Origin of the sequence: Bacillus gaemokensis (assembly GCF_001590835.1) — a bacterium.
Taxonomy (GTDB): Bacteria; Bacillota; Bacilli; order Bacillales; family Bacillaceae_G; genus Bacillus_A; species Bacillus_A gaemokensis.
Window position 1 is genome coordinate 90264 of sequence record NZ_LTAQ01000045.1, and the last position, 18228, is coordinate 108491.

The 18228-nt window shown below is 36.4% G+C and carries 18 protein-coding genes, 1 pseudogene and 1 other annotated feature; of the genes and pseudogenes, 6 read left to right on the forward strand and 13 right to left on the reverse strand.

All coding sequences use genetic code 11. The annotated features are described in order from the left end of the window. Positions 1-9: 9 nt before the first annotated feature. From opp3C to AZF08_RS21845, 3 genes and pseudogenes are all read right to left on the reverse strand, one after another. The gene (gene opp3C / locus AZF08_RS21835; RefSeq protein WP_033673831.1) at positions 10-1026 is read right to left on the reverse strand and encodes an oligopeptide ABC transporter permease; all 1017 of its coding nucleotides are present in this window, start codon (positions 1024-1026) and stop codon (positions 10-12) included. Continuing rightward, positions 1023-1952, reverse strand: a complete 930-nt coding sequence (gene opp3b, locus AZF08_RS21840; protein ID WP_033673832.1) for an oligopeptide ABC transporter permease — start codon at positions 1950-1952, stop codon at positions 1023-1025. The genes opp3C and opp3b overlap by 4 nt, the downstream gene beginning before the upstream one ends. Before the next feature lie 125 nt (positions 1953-2077). Beyond that, a pseudogene (locus tag AZF08_RS21845) lies at positions 2078-3626 on the reverse strand (peptide ABC transporter substrate-binding protein); the annotation flags it as partial. Positions 3627-3956: 330 nt separating this feature from the next. On the opposite strand from AZF08_RS21845, the gene AZF08_RS21850 reads away from it, so the two are divergent. After that, on the forward strand, positions 3957-4334 hold the full coding sequence (locus AZF08_RS21850) for a DUF3899 domain-containing protein (RefSeq protein WP_033673833.1): 378 nt from the start codon (positions 3957-3959) through the stop codon (positions 4332-4334). Positions 4335-4452: 118 nt separating this feature from the next. Then, positions 4453-4670 (forward strand) — a binding site (T-box leader). A 233-nt stretch (positions 4671-4903) separates the two neighbouring features. Beyond that, positions 4904-5893: a tryptophan--tRNA ligase gene (trpS, locus tag AZF08_RS21855; protein ID WP_033673834.1), complete on the forward strand. Its 990-nt coding sequence runs from the start codon at positions 4904-4906 to the stop codon at positions 5891-5893. 83 nt (positions 5894-5976) lie between these two features. On the opposite strand, the gene AZF08_RS21860 is transcribed toward trpS, so the two are convergent. The 7 genes from AZF08_RS21860 to AZF08_RS21890 all read right to left on the reverse strand — a co-directional run bounded on the left by AZF08_RS21860 (position 5977) and on the right by AZF08_RS21890 (position 12153). Continuing rightward, the gene (locus tag AZF08_RS21860; RefSeq protein ID WP_033673835.1) at positions 5977-6723 is read right to left on the reverse strand and encodes a YjbA family protein; all 747 of its coding nucleotides are present in this window, start codon (positions 6721-6723) and stop codon (positions 5977-5979) included. A 156-nt stretch (positions 6724-6879) separates the two neighbouring features. After that, positions 6880-7671 (reverse strand): DUF2268 domain-containing protein, encoded by a 792-nt coding sequence (locus tag AZF08_RS21865; protein WP_033673836.1) that lies wholly within the window; start codon positions 7669-7671, stop codon positions 6880-6882. 281 nt (positions 7672-7952) lie between these two features. After that, a complete protein-coding gene (gene fabF / locus AZF08_RS21870; protein ID WP_033673837.1) occupies positions 7953-9191 on the reverse strand; it encodes a beta-ketoacyl-ACP synthase II in 1239 nt (412 codons plus the stop codon). Between the two features lie 30 nt (positions 9192-9221). Continuing rightward, positions 9222-10154, reverse strand: a complete 933-nt coding sequence (gene fabH, locus AZF08_RS21875) for a beta-ketoacyl-ACP synthase III (RefSeq protein ID WP_033673838.1) — start codon at positions 10152-10154, stop codon at positions 9222-9224. A gap of 118 nt (positions 10155-10272) precedes the next feature. Continuing rightward, positions 10273-10446, reverse strand: a complete 174-nt coding sequence (locus AZF08_RS21880) for a ComZ family protein (protein WP_033673839.1) — start codon at positions 10444-10446, stop codon at positions 10273-10275. Between the two features lie 54 nt (positions 10447-10500). Next, positions 10501-11361 carry an NAD-dependent epimerase/dehydratase family protein gene (locus AZF08_RS21885; RefSeq protein ID WP_033673840.1) on the reverse strand — a complete coding sequence of 287 codons (861 nt, stop codon included), beginning with the start codon at positions 11359-11361 and terminating at the stop codon, positions 10501-10503. A gap of 57 nt (positions 11362-11418) precedes the next feature. Then, positions 11419-12153 carry a lipase family protein gene (locus AZF08_RS21890; protein WP_033673841.1) on the reverse strand — a complete coding sequence of 245 codons (735 nt, stop codon included), beginning with the start codon at positions 12151-12153 and terminating at the stop codon, positions 11419-11421. A gap of 157 nt (positions 12154-12310) precedes the next feature. On the opposite strand from AZF08_RS21890, the gene AZF08_RS21895 reads away from it, so the two are divergent. After that, complete coding sequence (locus AZF08_RS21895; RefSeq protein WP_033673842.1) at positions 12311-12493, forward strand: YjzD family protein; 183 nt, start codon at positions 12311-12313, stop codon at positions 12491-12493. A gap of 32 nt (positions 12494-12525) precedes the next feature. On the opposite strand, the gene clpB is transcribed toward AZF08_RS21895, so the two are convergent. Together clpB and AZF08_RS21905 are read right to left on the reverse strand one after the other, a co-directional pair. Continuing rightward, the gene (gene clpB / locus AZF08_RS21900; RefSeq protein WP_033673843.1) at positions 12526-15126 is read right to left on the reverse strand and encodes an ATP-dependent chaperone ClpB; all 2601 of its coding nucleotides are present in this window, start codon (positions 15124-15126) and stop codon (positions 12526-12528) included. 197 nt (positions 15127-15323) lie between these two features. After that, the gene (locus tag AZF08_RS21905) at positions 15324-15503 is read right to left on the reverse strand and encodes a YjzC family protein (RefSeq protein ID WP_033673844.1); all 180 of its coding nucleotides are present in this window, start codon (positions 15501-15503) and stop codon (positions 15324-15326) included. 554 nt (positions 15504-16057) lie between these two features. Here AZF08_RS21905 and AZF08_RS21910 point away from each other — a divergent pair. The 3 genes from AZF08_RS21910 (at position 16058) to AZF08_RS21920 (ending at position 17306) form a co-directional block, all read left to right on the forward strand. Continuing rightward, a complete protein-coding gene (locus AZF08_RS21910) occupies positions 16058-16867 on the forward strand; it encodes a Cof-type HAD-IIB family hydrolase (protein WP_033673845.1) in 810 nt (269 codons plus the stop codon). A 100-nt stretch (positions 16868-16967) separates the two neighbouring features. Beyond that, entirely contained in the window at positions 16968-17108 is a 141-nt protein-coding gene (locus AZF08_RS21915; RefSeq protein ID WP_033673846.1) for a hypothetical protein, read from the forward strand. Further along, positions 17109-17306: a DUF3813 domain-containing protein gene (locus tag AZF08_RS21920; RefSeq protein WP_033673847.1), complete on the forward strand. Its 198-nt coding sequence runs from the start codon at positions 17109-17111 to the stop codon at positions 17304-17306. It begins immediately after the preceding gene. Positions 17307-17332: 26 nt separating this feature from the next. On the opposite strand, the gene AZF08_RS21925 is transcribed toward AZF08_RS21920, so the two are convergent. Further along, positions 17333-18190 carry a YitT family protein gene (locus tag AZF08_RS21925; RefSeq protein ID WP_033673848.1) on the reverse strand — a complete coding sequence of 286 codons (858 nt, stop codon included), beginning with the start codon at positions 18188-18190 and terminating at the stop codon, positions 17333-17335. Positions 18191-18228 lie beyond the last annotated feature (38 nt).

The following is an 18228-nucleotide window of genomic DNA, read 5'->3' on the forward strand; positions in this document are numbered from 1 at the left end:
CTTTCTCGTTTACTTACGCATTTTTGGATCTAACGCATCGCGTAATCCATCTGCCATTAAGTTAAATGATAAAATCAACGTGCTGATGACAATCGCAGGGATAACCATCATATGCGGATATGTTTGAATTGATTTATATCCATCATTTACAAGAGAACCAAGTGATGCAGTTGGTGGTTGAATACCAAGTCCAATAAAGCTTAAGAAGGCTTCACCAAACACTGCTGTTGGAATTGTAAACATTGTCATAACAATAATTGGTCCCATTACGTTTGGAATTAAATGTTTTACAATTAATTGTGTATTTGTTGCACCTAATGTACGAGAAGCTAATACATATTCTTGGTTTTTTAATTTTAATATTTGTCCACGTACAATCCGCGACATTCCAATCCAACCTGTAATTGCCATCGCAAATGTGATAGATAAAATACCTGGATCCATAATTATTACCATTAATATTACAATGATTAAGTATGGAATACCATTAATAATTTCCATAATACGTTGCATAATATTATCAACTCGTCCACCATAGAACGCCGAAATTCCTCCGTATGCAACCCCAATTACTAGGTCAATTGCCGCTGCTAAAAGAGCGATATATAATGATACGCGTGTTCCTTCCCATGTTCTTGTCCAAAGGTCACGTCCAAGATCGTCTGTACCAAACCAGAAATATTCTTTAATATCACGTTTTGCATATTGATCAACACCATATTGATCTGTACCATCAAACGGTAACCAGTGAACATTTTCTAGCACTGGGATTTTAGGTGGCATTTTTGAACGATTTAAATCTTGGTCTTTATAGGAATATTTACTCATCATCGGTCCAAAAATAGCAAGGAATGCAATGATAATAAGGATCACAAGACCAAACATTGCTCCTTTATGTTGAAATAAACGTCTTCTTACATCTTGCCAAAATGTTAGGCTCGGACGGGCAATGACTTCATTATCAACATTATTTTGATTTGCTAGTTGAAATAAATCTGGAGATAATTTTTGTACATCTTTCATCATTTTTTCCCTCCCGCTAAACGAATACGAGGATCAATAATACCGTATAAAATATCAACAATAAAAATTACTAAGATAAAGATTGCACTATAGAAAATTGTTGTTCCCATAATAACTGTATAATCATTTAGTGGGATCGACTTAACAAACTGCTCCCCAAGCCCTGGTACAGCATAGATTTGTTCTACAACAAGTGTTCCTGTTAATAACGCAGCAACCAACGGTCCTAAAATTGTAACAACTGGAATCAGTGCATTACGAAGCGCATGCTTCACAATAATAACGCCTTGACTAATCCCTTTCGCTTTCGCTGTTAAAATGTAATCTGCTTGCATAACTTCAATTAATTCTGCACGAGAAAAACGAGCAATTGTTGCGATAACACCCATCGATAAAGCAACAGTAGGTAAGATTGTATATTCAAAACCTTTCCAGAATGCAACCTGGAACCATCCAAGTTTTACAGCTATGAAATATTGTAGTAATGCTGCAAATACGAATGATGGTACCGACATTCCGAGTACAGAAACAATGGTCGCCCCGTAATCCACCCATGTATTATTACGAAGGGCCGCTACAATACCTAGTAATAAACCAACAAATGTTCCTAACAATATCGCTTGTAAACCAAGTTGTGCGGATGGACCAATACGTTCAACAATCATATCCGTTACTGGACGGTTATCATATTGGAATGATACTCCTAAATCACCTTTTAACAAATTACCCATATAACGAGCATATTGCACTGGTACTGGATCATTTAAACCATATTTTTCTAAAATGATTTCTCTTTGTGCCGGAGATAATTTCTCTTGGTTTTTAAGCGGAGAACCCGGCAGTAATTTCATTAGAAAGAATGTTAATGTAGTAATTAAAAATAATGTCAAAACCATGTACACGAAACGTTTTAATGCATAACGTCCCATAGTCAAGCACCTCCCCATTTTTTCAACAACAATAAGATAGTTTAAAATATTCTTACTTTTATATTTTTTAAATAAGAGTATATGCCCATCATAGGCACATACCCTTGTAAACGATGGAATAAGAACTATTTTTGCTCAACAGATGCCCACTTAAAGGAGAATTCCCCCCCGTAATTATGTTTTACAATGTCTTTCACGGCACCCTTTTGCAAGTAAGATGTTCCTTTTTGGAAGATTGGTGCAATTACCGCATCCTCTTTAATTAACATTTTTTCAACTTGTAAAAGATTGTCCCAACGAGTTTGTAAATCTTTCGTATCTGTTTTTGCTTTTAAAATTAACTCATCATATTTTGGATTTGAATATCCTGTTTTATTTTGTGTACCCTTCGTAACAAACATATCTAAGTATGCAACTGGGTCTGGATAATCTGGTCCTCAAATACCTAAAGAAATATCATATTGCTGTGTATCTTCTAATTTATTTTTTTGAGCGAATGGTTGATGTTTAATCTTGATTGTCACTCCTGGTAAATTCTTTTCAATATCACCTTTTAAGAACTCACCAATTTTCTTTGAATCTTCGTTGTCAAAGTTTAATAACTCCAATTCAATCTTATCTGTACCAAGCTCTTTCTTTGCTGTTTCCCATAATTTTTTTGCTTCTTTTGCGTTTGTTTCAACAAGCTTTCCACTTTCAGCACGGAAGTCTTTCTTATTAGGGCCTTCAGCAAAGTCTTTTCCAACAAACCCATAGGCTGGTATAGCTCCATTATTTAAGATAACCTTTGCAACATTTTCACGATCAAAGGACATTGAAATTGCCTTACGTAAATTTTTATTTGCTAAGAATTTGTTTCCTTGATTGAAACGTAAGTATGCAACTCCAGCTTCTTTCGCTGCATTAAATTCTGAACTTGATTTATACTTGTCCACGAATTCAGACGCTAAACCAACTCGATCAATTGCATTTGTATCATACAAATTTACAGATGTTGCTGTATCTTTAACAATATTAAAGTTAACTTCTTCAAGTTTAACTGTTTTATTATCCCAATACGATGGGTTTTTTTTAAACTGGAAACTTCTTTCATGTTTCCAGTTACTCAGTACAAATGGTCCATTGTAAAGTGTTGTATTTGCTTCTAAACCAAATTTATCCCCTTGTGACTGAGTGTATTTTTCATTTAATGGATAGAACACTGGGTAAACTGTTAAATCAACAAAGTAAGGAACCGGATTATCTAATTCAACTTCTAATGTGTGAGCATCAATTGCTTTTACACCTAACTGTTCAACAGGCAACTCTTTTTTATGAATTTTCTCCGCATTCTTAATATCAAACATAATATAAGAATATGTAGCACCTGTATCTGGATTCACTGCACGTTTCCAAGCGTACACAAAATCATTTGCCGTGACGGGATCTCCATTTGACCATTTCGCATCTTCTCTTAGTTTAAATATGTATTTTTTCCCCATCTTCAAGTTTCTCATAAGATTCCGCTACACCTGGTGTAGCCTTCTGGTCTTTTCCAACGCGATATAATCCTTCCATCGTGTTATTTAATACCATTGAAGATGAAGAATCTGATGTCATAGATGCATCCATTGTCGGAATTTCAGATAGTTCCGTCAAATTGATAATTTGTTTCCCATTACTACTACTGGTATCTTTTTCTTCATGTTGTACTGCCTCCCCTAATTACACTTCCTGTACCCTCACTTGTTAAAAAGCAGAATTGAAAGAATAATCTCCAAGTTTCTACAATTTTCATTATACATATAATACGACGATTGTGAATATAGTTTTTTGTTTTTTTGTTAAAATTTTTAATAAAATGTTTATTTTTTTATTTTTTTGTAAAGGGATAACCTAACATTGCTCCTATCATATTGAAATAAAATGCGTGATTGTGCATAATTTTCAAATAATTAATTCTAGTACTCATTATAACTTTTATAGTATAATAATTCTAGTAATATTTTGACGGGAGGGAACATTTTGAATAAAATTTCTTTTCATACTTGTATACTAATTTCATTGGCAACGATTTCTTCTAGTATTGGTGCATTTTTCTTTCCGGCACAATATTTGTTGAATTTTGTCAATATCGCGTTTTATTTTGCATTACTTTTTATTGTTTTAGGTGTTTTTTTATTCTTATTTCAAAGCGGATTTTTTAATATAACAATGTACGCTTTCCAAAAAGTATTTGGAACAAACAAAAAAATAGAATCTTTAATTGAAGAGGAAGAACCAGTAAATAAAAAAGAAAGAATATATAAGACATATTCTTTCACATGGACATACCCTATTTGTATTGCAGGTGTTCTATTAGGGATCTTCTCTACAATCATTAGCTTTGCTATTTTGATGTAGTTTGCAAACAACTCTCCATATGATATAATGGTTTGCAAAACATTTTATTATAAAAAGCGCTAGTGGCTCGCTCAGCTATTAAAAAATAGGAATCAGAGCTAGGTTATAATAAATTCATATGTATGCAATGAGAAAGAAGAGTACATATTGCAGCGATTTCAGAGAGCTTGTGGCCGGTGCGAACAAGTAATTGTACAGTATGGAATGGGCTTTTGAGCACCAAACCGAAACATCTTTGGAGTAGGCTTTGGCGTTTTATCCAGCGTTACAATGGATAAAAGAGATTTCACAAACGTGAAATAATTAGGGTGGTACCGCGGTCCATTCGTCCCTATATATTGGGATGAATGGGCCTTTTTGTATTAAAAAGCAGAAGCGGCTCGTTCAGAATGCGAGGGGGATGGAGCTCCTTCCTGCGAGGTGCGAAGCCACCGAGCATTCTTGTCGCTGGAGCTGGATTGCATAAAAAGCGGCAGCGACTCGCCCAGAATGTGAGGGGAAGCAGTTCGTATCCAACCTACTTCCCCCACCCTTCAACAATACATACCCAATTTAAGGAGGAATTACTTATGTCAGTTATTTTTTCTGGTATTCAACCGAGCGGAATAATTACGCTTGGAAACTATTTAGGAGCAATGAAGCAATTTACAGAACTACAAAACGAACATGATTGTTATTTCTGCATTGTAAATCAACATGCAATTACAGTAGCTCAAGATCCTGTACAGCTTCGCAAAAATATTCGTAGCCTTGCTGCACTATACGTAGCTTGCGGCATTGATCCTGAAAAATCTACTTTATTTGTACAATCAGAAGTACCAGCACACGCTCAACTAGGATGGATTATGCAATCTATCGCATATGTTGGAGAATTAGAGCGTATGACGCAATATAAAGATAAATCATCTGGTAGAGAATCCGTTCCAGCTGGTTTACTTACGTATCCACCATTAATGGCAGCTGACATCTTACTTTATAACACTGAAATCGTACCAGTTGGTGATGATCAAAAACAACATATGGAATTAACGCGCGATTTAGCAGAGCGTTTCAATAAACGTTTCCGTGAAATTTTCACAATTCCAGAAATCCGAATTCCAAAAGTAGGCGCACGTGTTATGTCACTAACAGAACCTACGAGAAAAATGAGTAAATCGGATCCAAATCCAAAATCCATGATTAGTATGCTGGACGATCCAAAAACAATTGAAAAGAAAATTAAAAGTGCAGTAACGGACTCTGATGGTATCGTAAAATACGATAAAGAAAACAAACCTGGTATTTCTAACCTATTAACAATCTACTCTTCATTTACAGGAAAAACAATTGAAGAAATCGAAGCTTACTATGACGGAAAAGGCTACGGCGACTTTAAAGGTGATTTAGCACAAATCGTCGTAGAAGCAATTCGTCCAATTCAAGAGAAATATAACGAACTAATTAGCTCTCCAGAATTAGATGAAATCCTTGATAAAGGTGCTGAAAAAGCAAATCGAGTTGCATTCAAACAACTACGCAAAATAGAAAACGCAATGGGACTAAGTAGAAAGCGTAGGTAATAATAAAAAGCAGAAGCGGCTCACTTAGAATGTGAGGCGTTTCCGCTAAATAAAATTAAAAAACCGCCAAATCTGGCGGTTTTTTAATTTACCTTTTGTTCATTTTCCATTTCCCATAACTTTTCAAAGAATGGTTGCCCTTTTACAAGGCGTTCACATAACTGCTCATGTTTCTCTGACCAGCCATATTTTGCTTCATCATAAAGTCGCTCCCAAACATCTTCAAACTTCATATGTTGAACAGTTCCATATGCTGATGGATCCCATTCTGTATACCAATAACGAATTTCAGCTGGATTTTTCGTTGTATGTAGTTGATCTAGCGCCATAAATAACAATTGTTTTAATTGTCGTTCTTTACGTGTTAAACCATTCATGATATACGGTGATGGTGATAAAATATGATGCTCTTTTCGTACATCTTCCATTTGAAACTCATACGTTTCAGCTTCGACATTTGCCACCATTTCATATACCATTTGCTCTTGACGCGGTATAAGCCTGCTTTTTCGAATTGGTACATTGTATCCAATTGAATCCACTGCAATAATTCCTTTTCCATCTGTAACAACAAAACAATATTCTTGTTGCAAACGCTCGTGATTTTTACGAATATACGCCTTATGATGTACGTCTTCCATTAATTTTTGCGGAAGCTCCAATAATTCGTTCTCGATGTAATGATATAATGTGGAATCTACTTTTAATAATGGCACTTGATCTAATAATTCAATCGTATCATCCTTCCGCCATTCGTAAAAATGACAAACGTTATACCCATTTTCTTCACCTTCAAACCAATTTACCCATACATCATGCAGATATAACATCTTCTACCCCTCACTTCACTACTGTTTGTACATCTCATTATGTTCATTTTCGGTAAAATTTATTCCATATAAGGAAATATATTCTACCTATTATTTCTTCATTGTGCTTCACTTCCATTTTCATCACAAAAAAACTTGGCAGCGCCAAGTTCACAATCATTTATCCATAAAGGTATTCGCTTTATTTAATATCTGTATTGCATCCATAGACAATAAAGAAAGTGTATTGTCCTTTTTACCTTCTACACAATCTTTTACAATATGAAACCCAATGCCATACCCAAGCATTTTCGGATATGAATGCAATCCATTTAGCAACAAATCATGTTCTCTTGTTCCCCTCTTTAGATTTATTCTATCTTTTACACTTTTATCCCAATAATGAAGAGCTTCTTCTTTTGAAAAGTATGACGTCCACGGTGCACACTCCATTTCTGTATGCCTTTCATACACCGCCTGCTCTGCTAGCCCCTCCATAATCATTGTATCAAGTAAAGTATAGTCTCTTTCATTCTTTTCAATTTGATGCAAACGACATATATGATGATATTCATGCGTAAGCAGCGCTTTTAATTCCTCTATCGAATTACTTCCACATATAAACAAAAAAATGACATGTCGCATTGTTAAACCAGCTTTTCCGTTATACTCCTCTCGCACAGTGCGATTATATGAATCCGATAATAAAATAAAGATAGGAACATCTGGACCTCGTAACCACTTTTTTAATTCTTCATATTCTGCCGCAAGCTCTTCCCAGATTTGTTTTTCTTCTAACTGTCTAATTTCCTTTTCTCCTTCTATTACTGGACGATACATCCCTTTAGAAATTAAAAAACGATACAACCGCTCCTTTGGCAATGGAATATATTTTGTAAACTTCTCACACAACTTCTCTGGACGTCCATAGTAAAGATGTAACCAATCTGCCGTTTGAATAATCCCCATCTTCACCTCTCCCTTTTCTTCTATACATATGCAACAAAAGGAGCGAACGCGAAGCGATGAAGTGAAACTTTTATCAGCTGACTTCCACTCGTTTTCCCTCTCTGATTTCACATGGCATGAGGCCGAAAAAGGATCTAACCGCTTCTATGCATGGATGGACGCTCTCTCCCACTCTAAAAGAATGGTTTTATGCCTTTTTTCAATTTATATATCGTTAAAAATAAAAAGGGTGTTTTGGAAAGCAGCCTCTTTGCTACTTCCCAAAACACCCTCTTACTACATTATTTATATGCTTTAAATACTAATACTGCGTTATGACCGCCGAATCCTAATGAATTACTTAGTACATTACGTACTTCCTGATGTCTTGCTTTATTTGGCACGTAATCTAAATCACATTCTGGATCTGGTGTTTCATAGTTAATTGTTGGAGGGATAACACCATCTGTAATGGATTTAACAGAGAAGATTGCCTCAACAGCACCAGCTGCTCCTAATAAATGTCCTGTCATTGATTTTGTAGAACTAATTGCCACTTTATATGCATGGTCACCGAACGTCTCTTTAATTGCCATCGTTTCATATTTCTCATTGGCATCTGTGCTTGTACCGTGCGCATTAATATAATCGATATCTTCTGGCTGAAGACCTGCATCAGCTAAAGCTTGACGCATCGCACGAACTCCGCCTTCACCACCAGGAGCAGGCATTGTAATATGGAACGCATCACCTGTTGCACCATATCCAGCAATTTCAGCATAAATATGTGCACCACGTGCTAGTGCATGTTCTAATTCTTCTAGTATAAGAATACCTGCACCTTCACCCATTACAAATCCGCTTCGGTTTTTATCAAACGGACGACAAGCAGTTGCCGGGTCTTCATTAAACGTTAAAGCTTTAGCAGAACTGAATCCTGCAAAAGCCATACTTGTTAATGGCGCTTCTGCCCCACCTGTAATCATCGCATCTGCATCACCGCGCTGAATCACTTTAAATGCATCACCAATTGAATTCGCTCCAGATGCACAAGCTGTTACAGAGCAAGTATTAATTCCCTTAGCACCTGTTGCAATCGATACTTGACCAGCTGCCATATCAGGAATCATCATCGGTACGAAAAATGGGCTAATACGTCTTGGTCCTTTTTCTGTAAATATTTTAAATTGCTCTTCGTATGTTTCCATACCACCGATACCAGAACCTACCCAGACACCAATACGAGGGCCGTTTTCTTCCGTAATTTCTAATTTTGCATCTTCAACCGCCATTTTTGCTGCCGCCACTGCATATTGTGTAAAACGATCCATACGGCGTGCATCTTTTTTCTCTATATATTTTTCCACTTCAAAGTCGTTAATTTCTGCTGCTACTTTTGCAGGAAATTGTTCTGGATCTATGCGCGTAAGACGTCCGATGCCAGATACACCATTTTTAATATTTTCCCAAGCTGTTTCAACATCTGTACCAATCGGCGTGACAGCTCCTAATCCTGTAATTACGACACGCTTCTTTTCCATACAAAATACACTCCTTTTTTCTCTCAGTCCTTATTTACCCCAGCGAAGAGCAACTGCTCCCCATGTTAATCCGCCACCAAAACCAACTAATATGATTACATCACCATCTTGAATACGCCCATTTTGTAATTCTTCCACCATAGCAATCGGAATCGAAGAGGCTGATGTATTTCCAAATTTCTCAATTGTTGTACTCATTTTTTCTTGCGGTAAATCTAATCTTTCTCTTGCTGATTCCATAATACGAATATTCGCTTGATGAGGAACTAAAAAGTCCACATCTTCTTTCGTAAGACCTGCTTTGTCTAAAACACGAAGACAGGAATCACCAAGTTGGCGAACAGCGAATTTGAAGACTTCTCTGCCGTTCATCCTAAGATATTCATCTTGATAAAGGTGTTTACCGCCACTTCCATCCGCTCCTAACTCAAACGAAAGAACACCTTTTCCCTCTGAAACAGCCCCCATTACAACAGCCCCTGCTCCGTCTCCAAATAACACTGCTGTATTGCGATCATTCCAGTCTACAATTTTAGATAATTTATCGCTACCAACTACTAAAACATTTTTATACGTTCCAGTTTGTATGAATTGCTGCGCTGTAATCATTCCGTACATAAACCCAGCACATGCTGCACTTAAATCCATTGCTGCCGCATGCTTTGCACCAATTTGTTCTTGAATAACGCAAGCTACCGCTGGAAAAGAACGATCTGGGGTTATTGTCGCAACTAAAATGAGATCAATTTGTTCCCCGCTAATTCCCGCATCCTCAAGTGCTTTTTTTGCTGCTTCCACAGCCATATATGAAGTATCTATTGTATCATCGGCAATTCGTCTTTCTGCAATTCCCGTTCTTGTACGAATCCACTCATCGGATGTATCCATTATTTTCTCTAGGTCGTGATTTGTGACTACTTTTTCTGGCACATATCTCCCGATTCCTAAAATACCTACGTTCACATCGCAGCCCTCCGTTTTATATCAATTATTATGACTTGGTACTAATTCTAAAACATAAATGTTTATTTGTCTAGAATATATTTCTAGGCAAAAAAATAAAGCCGACATATTGTCGACTTTATTTTCCCGCTTTTCCAAGCTCGTATGCTTCAGTCATTACTTTCATTAGCAATTCTAATACTGGTGCTGCTTTTTCCATATCGAGTGCAATCCCATTATCATCTAAAATTGCCTTTGCCTCCGGTAAATGTTTCATAGCGATTTGTAAAAACTGCATATTTTTCTCATTCATATTTCTTCATCCTTTCCATAGAGGGCATAAAGCACTCCTTATCTCTTCACTAGTTTAACACGTGCTTTGCTCTTCATATAACTCTTTATATTGTTTTAAATGTGTTAATTGCTTATTTAAACCCATTTCCAGTGGTGTGCTTTTCTGTATACAAATACTATCAATCACTTCTCCGCTTTCTTCTTCAGTAACTTGTTTCACTTTATCGTCAGCGTTTAAAAGGGTAATTCCTTTTTCCCATAATTTTTTTTGTCCACTTATCAGATTATATACACCTATTTTTTCTAAATCGCTCCCTCTTTCCCATAAACATTCACACACATCCTCCACATAAAGAAGATCCGTTCCCTTTTCCCTTTGAACAAGCTGACACTCCTTGTCGATAATTTCAGAAAGAATAAGTTGATGATATACCATAAACGAAGGTTGCCATGGTCCATATACAATGGGAACACGAAACACACTATAGGAAAGATTTCTTTTCTTTATCTCCTCTTCTATTTTCATAAATAACCTTTTATTCTCAGATTCTTCTTCTACATTTCCCATTTCAATAGAAGAAAGTAGATTTAACTTTATTTTTTTCCGCTCGCATATATGAGAAACACGCTTCAAATATTGCAAGATAATCCTTTCATTTCGAAACCCATTTTGCTGATTCGGTTCACATAAACAAAAATAAACTGCATCAAAAAGTTCCTCATCCACTCTCTTCCATCCCATTTCATCCCTGATAGCAGAGTACGTAAACAAAGCATTCCTTCCAATTAAAAATAACTTTTCTTCATTTATTTTTGACATTCCCTCTAAATCAGCAAAATCAAGACCATATACCTCCACTTCTTCCATAAGCATTTTATTTACAAGATGATAACCTACAAACGTAAGTGCACCTATAATAAGCACGCGCTTCATGTCATCAACCCTTTCCTTTCCTAACCAACTAGCTCCTCACTTATGTATATTGGAGCTTCATAAATCTTCTTCATACTTCTTAAAGAAATGGCATGTATGTTGAACCATTTTATATTTCACATCTTGTAAATGAAACGTTAGAGAGGTCTCACATTTTTCATATACTCTTTTTCTCTCATATTCACGTAGCAACTGCTTACGCTCTTTTTTCTCTTGTGTAGATACAAATATTTTAACAGGCACACTTGAAGGAAGATAAGAAAATGATTTTTTATTAATTGCCTCCGCTAACTCCGATTCCTTCACATCGTATGCAAGCAATAGCTCTCTGACTAACCTTTTATAGAAAAATTTATGTTCTTTTTCAAACTCAACATGCGTAGGTAAATCTATACATGGATTAAACATCACGACAGATCGCACACATTCAGGATATTGATTCATCATTTCAAGCGCTACAAGAGATCCCATCCCCTCCGCAAGTATATGAATTTTTTCGTTCAACGTTTCTTTTCTCATAACAATATGGTATAGACGCTTCGCTAAACGAACCGACTGATCATTTCCCCAGTGTCTTCCATATAAATTAGATGAAAAAACCGTATAGCCTTTCTCTATAAGCCCGTTTAGAAAATGAGCTCGCCCCGCATGTTGCATCCACAAACTTGTACCATTCTCAATAAAATAGTTGTAATCACCAAGAAGCATGACACAAAATCCATTTGGCTTCTCAGGTAAATAAATCACACATGGTTCTTGTTCTAAATAGAAAAAACGTTCCGTAATACTCATCCTTCTCCCGCCTTATTTCTAAACATTAAACACTACTCTTTTATAATGTATGAACGGAATACAAATTTGCTTTGCAAAATCTACAAATATTTTTTCTATATTCTTTTTTCAATTGTGTTACAATATAGACAGATTGAACGAATAGGGGTGTGAAAAGATGCGCGTAATTTGGGCCTTTATTTGGTCGTTTATGCTTGTACATATGATGAGTTATGTAATTAGCTCTATGACTGGCGGTATATACGATTTCCAGCAAGCGTCTATTTTCTCAGTTGTTCTTGCTGTACTTGTAATGGCAATTGCAGCAGCAATTCCAAACGAACCAGTAGAACAACACTAAAAAAGAGTCCGGGTTTCATCCGGACTCTTTTTTTATCGAACATGAACAATTAGTTCATTATTTTGCATATCAACAATCACATGACTATTATCAGTAATTGTCCCTGCAATTAATTCCCGCGCCAATTTTGTTTCAATTTGACGTTGTACATATCGTTTTAATGGACGTGCCCCGTACATTGGATCAAACCCAGCTTCTACAACAAACTCTTTTGCCGCCCCTGTTAATTCTACTGATATATGACGATCCATCAAACGCCCTTGTAACTCTTTTACAATCTTATCAACGATTCCTTTGATTTCATTTGTTGTAAGAGGTTTAAATAAAATAATTTCATCCACACGGTTTAAAAACTCTGGACGGAAATGTCCTCTAAGCTGTCCCATAACAAGCTCTCGCGACTCTTCTCTAATAGAGCCATCCTCTTGTAGTCCTTCTAATAAATGCCCTGAACCTATATTGGATGTCATAATAATTACAGTGTTTTTAAAATCCACTGTTCGCCCTTGCGAATCTGTAATACGTCCATCATCTAACATTTGTAATAAAATATTGAATACTTCCGGATGTGCTTTTTCAATTTCATCTAATAAAATAACTGAATATGGTTTACGACGCACCGCTTCTGTTAATTGCCCACCTTCTTCATAACCTACATATCCTGGAGGGGCTCCAATTAGACGAGATACAGCATGTTTTTCCATGTACTCTGACATATCTATACGAATGATTTGCTCTTCACTGTCAAATAAAGATTGTGCTAACGTTTTTGCAAGTTCTGTTTTCCCAACACCTGTAGGTCCTAAGAAAATGAACGAACCAATTGGACGATTCGGATCTTTAATACCTGCACGGGCACGAAGAACAGCATCCGCTACGAGACTCACAGCCTCCTCTTGTCCAATGACACGTTCTGATAAAATTTGTTCTAAACGTAATAATTTTTCACGTTCTCCTTCTACAAGTTTTGCTACTGGTATACCAGTCCAACGTGAAACAATATTGGCGATTTCCTCTTCACTTACCTCCTCACGAAGCAAACGATTATCCTGACCATTATGTGCACTTGTTTCTTCCGCTTCTTTCAACTCTTTTTCCATTGCTGGAATTTTACCGTGCCGAAGCTCTGCCGCTTTATTTAAATCATAATTCCCTTCAGCTTCTTCTAATTCACGGCGCAGACGTTCTAAATGTTCACGTAAGTCACGAACTTTATAAATTTCTTCTTTCTCTTTTTGCCACTGCGCACGCATTCCACTCGCAACTTCTTTTAAATCGGACAATTCACGCTGCAACGTTTTTAGTCGTTCTTGACTACCACGATCCGTTTCTTTTCCTAGGGCAGCTTCTTCAATCTCTAACTGCATAATCCGGCGCGTTACTTCATCTAATTCTGTTGGCATAGAATCAATTTCTGTTCGAATTGTGGCACACGCTTCGTCAACAAGGTCAATCGCTTTATCTGGTAAAAAACGATCAGATATATATCGATCAGACAATACAGAAGCAGCTACAATCGCACGGTCATGAATATTTACACCGTGGTAAATTTCAAAACGCTCTTTCAAGCCACGTAAAATGGAAATCGTATCTTCTACCGTCGGCTCTTCTGCCAATACTTGCTGAAAACGACGTTCTAGCGCTGGATCTTTCTCAATATATTTTCGATATTCATCTAATGTTGTCGCTCCAATACAGTGCAGTTCACCACGTGCAAGCATTGGTTTTAACATATTCCCTGCGTCCATTGCTCCTTCTGTTTTACCAGCACCAACAATGGTATGAAGCTCATCGATAAATAATAGAATACGTCCTTCACTTTTTTTAATTTCATTTAAGACAGCTTGCAAACGCTCCTCAAACTCACCACGGAACTTGGCACCTGCTACAAGCGCACTCATATCTAACGCGAAAATTGTTCTATCTTTTAATCCTTCTGGTACATCTTTTCTAACAATGCGTTGTGCTAACCCTTCAACAATCGCTGTTTTACCAACACCTGGTTCACCTATTAGAACAGGATTATTTTTCGTTTTACGTGAAAGAATACGAATCACACGACGAATTTCACTGTCACGACCAATAACAGGATCTAATTTCCCGTTTCTTACTTCTGCCACTAAATCGCGACCATATTTTTCTAACGCTTCATAAGTTACCTCTGGATTTTGACTAGTCACTCTTTGATTCCCCCTAACCGCCATTAAAGACTGTAATAATATGTCCTTTGTAATATGGGCTGTTGTAAATAAATGATTTATATCCCCTTTTTCTTCGCAAAAAGCGAGGAGTACATGTTCCACTGAAATATATTCATCTTGTAACTTTTCCGCTTCTTTTTCTGCTTTAACAAGTAATTGCTGCAAAGCATTTGTCACATACACTTTTCCTGCTTCTACACCACTTCCTGTCACAGATGGCTTTTTTTGAACCAATGCTTCTACTTTTTTCGTTAATTCTTCTATATTGACATTCATTTTTTGAAAAATACGTACTGCTAATCCATCCTGCTGCCCTAATAATGCAAGTAACAGATGTATACAATCTACTTCTTGATGATGATAAGACACCGCTAAAGATTGAGCACTCATAATCGCTTCTTGTGTTTTTGTCGTCATTTGATTTAGGTCCATCTTTACTGTCACTCCCATACTTTGACTTTCTTTGACCTTTGATTTGATTATACGCCAACTGTCTTTTTTATACAATAAATTTGATTATGCATTCTGACTTTATTTTTTAAAAAAGTATATAGAACATACATCAAATGATACTTCCTTGAGCGTCTCCGCACTTCAAAAAAAAGCCGCAATATCAATTGCGGCTTCTCTTACGGTTTTCTTCTATATGTCCACTGACGATTATGATTCGAATTTTCAGGAAATCTTTCACCGGCAGTTAATTTTACCATTTGCGGATCTTTAACCATACTTCCTGTCTCACCAATCTCTACATAAACCCCATCATTTGGTGCTTTCTGTCCTGAACGAAATCTGCGATTTTGACCCATTTCCATTCTCCTTCCATGACATCTGTGCCTCATTAGTATATCCATTTTTTAAAAAGCTTTTCTGTTATGTTTAGGAAACACGCTATCCCCTTCATTACTTATATATAAAGCGAAACTTCCATCCATAAGCTTTTTTCATTCCTCACAAATGGTTAACTTATGAATAACTGGATAAATTCACATGATAAAGCAGGAGAAAAAGCAATGTTTGTTGAAAAAAAAGAAACCGACCTATTCTAGGCCAGTTTCAAAGGAGAGTCAAACATATACGAGAAGATTACATTTTTATTATAAGCCCCACTGCGCAAGTAATGTAACCCTTTTCACAATTTGTACAAAATGAAAGAAACATTATTTGAACTTTCGGAAAAAATATTGACTTTTCTGTTTTCTGGCGAGAAATAGTGGACACTAACACGTTTCACGACGTAAGATGAATATATAAAGAAACTTCCATTCAAGGATGTTTCCTATACTCTTTCTAGCCTCTTATTTCTGCATATTAAAATCGGAAATACAGATAGAACCAAAAAAATTTCATAAGAGGTGAAAACATGAAAAAACAACACTTAATCGCACTAGATTTAGATGGTACTTTGCTAACAGACAATAAAATAATTTCAGCAAGAACAAAAAAAACAATTGAAAAAGCAAAAGAGCAAGGACATGTTGTTGTAATTTCAACAGGGCGCCCATTTCGTGCCAGTCACGCTTATTATAAAGAACTTGGTTTGAATACACCTATCGTTAATTTTAACGGTGCTTATGTTCACCATCCACTTGATGCAAATTGGGGAACACATCACTCTCCCCTTGAACTCTCAACTGCACAAGAAATCGTTCGAGCTTGTTTTGATTTTGGCGTCAAAAACATTTACGCTGAAGTGATTGATGATGTATATGTTCGTGAAATTGATGAAGATAAAAAACATATTTTTGAATTTGGTTCTCCGAATATTTTCACAGGAGATTTACTACACATTTTGCAAGACCATCCAACATGCCTATTAATCGATGCGCTTGACGAACAATCAACAGCAATTCGCAAGCACTTAACTGATATGCATGCCGAGGTAATTGACCATCGTAAATGGGGTGCGCCTTGGCCAATTATTGAAATTGTGAAAAGTGGTCTTAATAAAGCAATTGGGCTTCAAAAAGTTTCTAGCTATTATAACATTCCACAAGAACGCATCATTGCTTTTGGTGATGAAGACAACGATTTTGAGATGATTGAATTTGCAGGTCACGGCATTGCAATGGGTAATGCCATTCCAGAATTGAAATCATTAGCTAATCATACAACATTAACAAATGAAGAAGATGGAATTGCCCTTTATTTAGAAGAGGTTCTTGGGTTGTAATCTAAAAATTCCCTACTTATAGTTTCCCGCAAAACGCTTATACTATAACTAGACACAGCGATGTGTCAGTTGTTTTCTGCTAAAAAAGGGGGAATTACGAATGGGTAAAAAGAACAAATCAAAACGTTTCACCCAACAAGGGGCCGATGCTGTTATGAAGCACGCTGCAAGATTCCCGTACCGCGGTACATTAGCTGATGCAGAAAAAGAACGAAGCAACTCTTCTCTCGGAGGGGTTTAAATGGGTAATTTACTATTCCAGCAAGCACGTGATGCTGTTTCTAGTGCCGTTTCTTGTTCTAGCGGTGCTGAACAACAAGAACTTGTTTATCGAGCAAAAAACGCTTTGCAGTCTGCTTACGCTAATTCTTCAACTGCTGAAAAAGTTCAGCTACGTGAAATGCAACAGCAACTACAAAACGTTACTAGCACACATTAAAACAAGAGGACCAAACTTGGTCCTCTTTACTCTTTTCTAAACAATCCAAACACCCCAACGGTTTGCACGACATTTGTAAATGCTCCCGGGTCTACTTGTTTAATAATCCTCTCTAGTTCGTATAACTCATAACGAGTAATCACGATCATTAGCATTTCTTTATTTTCATTCGTATATGCACCTGTAGCTGGTACAGTTGTAATCCCTCGCACTAAGCGCGATTGAATCGCTTTTTTTACATCCGTACCATTTTTCGTAACGATAAACGCTGTAATTTTCACATGACGTGTATGAATCGCATCAATAATTCGTGTTGATACATATAAAGTGACTAATGTGTACAAGGCTTTTTCCCATCCATATACATAGCCAGCTGCAATAATAATAATGGCATTAAAGAAAAAGAAATACGTTCCGACAGGCTTATCTTTAATCTTTGACAAAATCATCGCAATAATATCTAAACCACCTGTAGACGCACCCCATTTCAAAGCAATCCCTACTCCTATTGCCGAAATAAGCCCCCCAAAAATAGCATTTAATATAATATCATTTGAAACTGCCCTTACTGGTACAATTTCTAAAAACAGTGTCATAAATACGACACATAAAAAACTAAATAAAGTAAATGCTTTTCCGACTTTTTTCCACGCTAAAATCACAACTGGAATATTAAATAAAGCAAACAGCACCCCTGTTGATATATGTATGGATGCAAAATCACTTAATACTTGCGAAAGCAATTGAGATAACCCGGCAAAACCACTTGCATATACTTTTGCTGGCGTTAAAAACAGATTCATTCCAATTGCATTTAATAAGCCTGCAACGATAACAACAATTAGTTTCTTTATTAATTCGGTATAATTTAGTTTCAAGTCCATATCCTATCCACCTTTATAAATCATAAATTCATCACGCT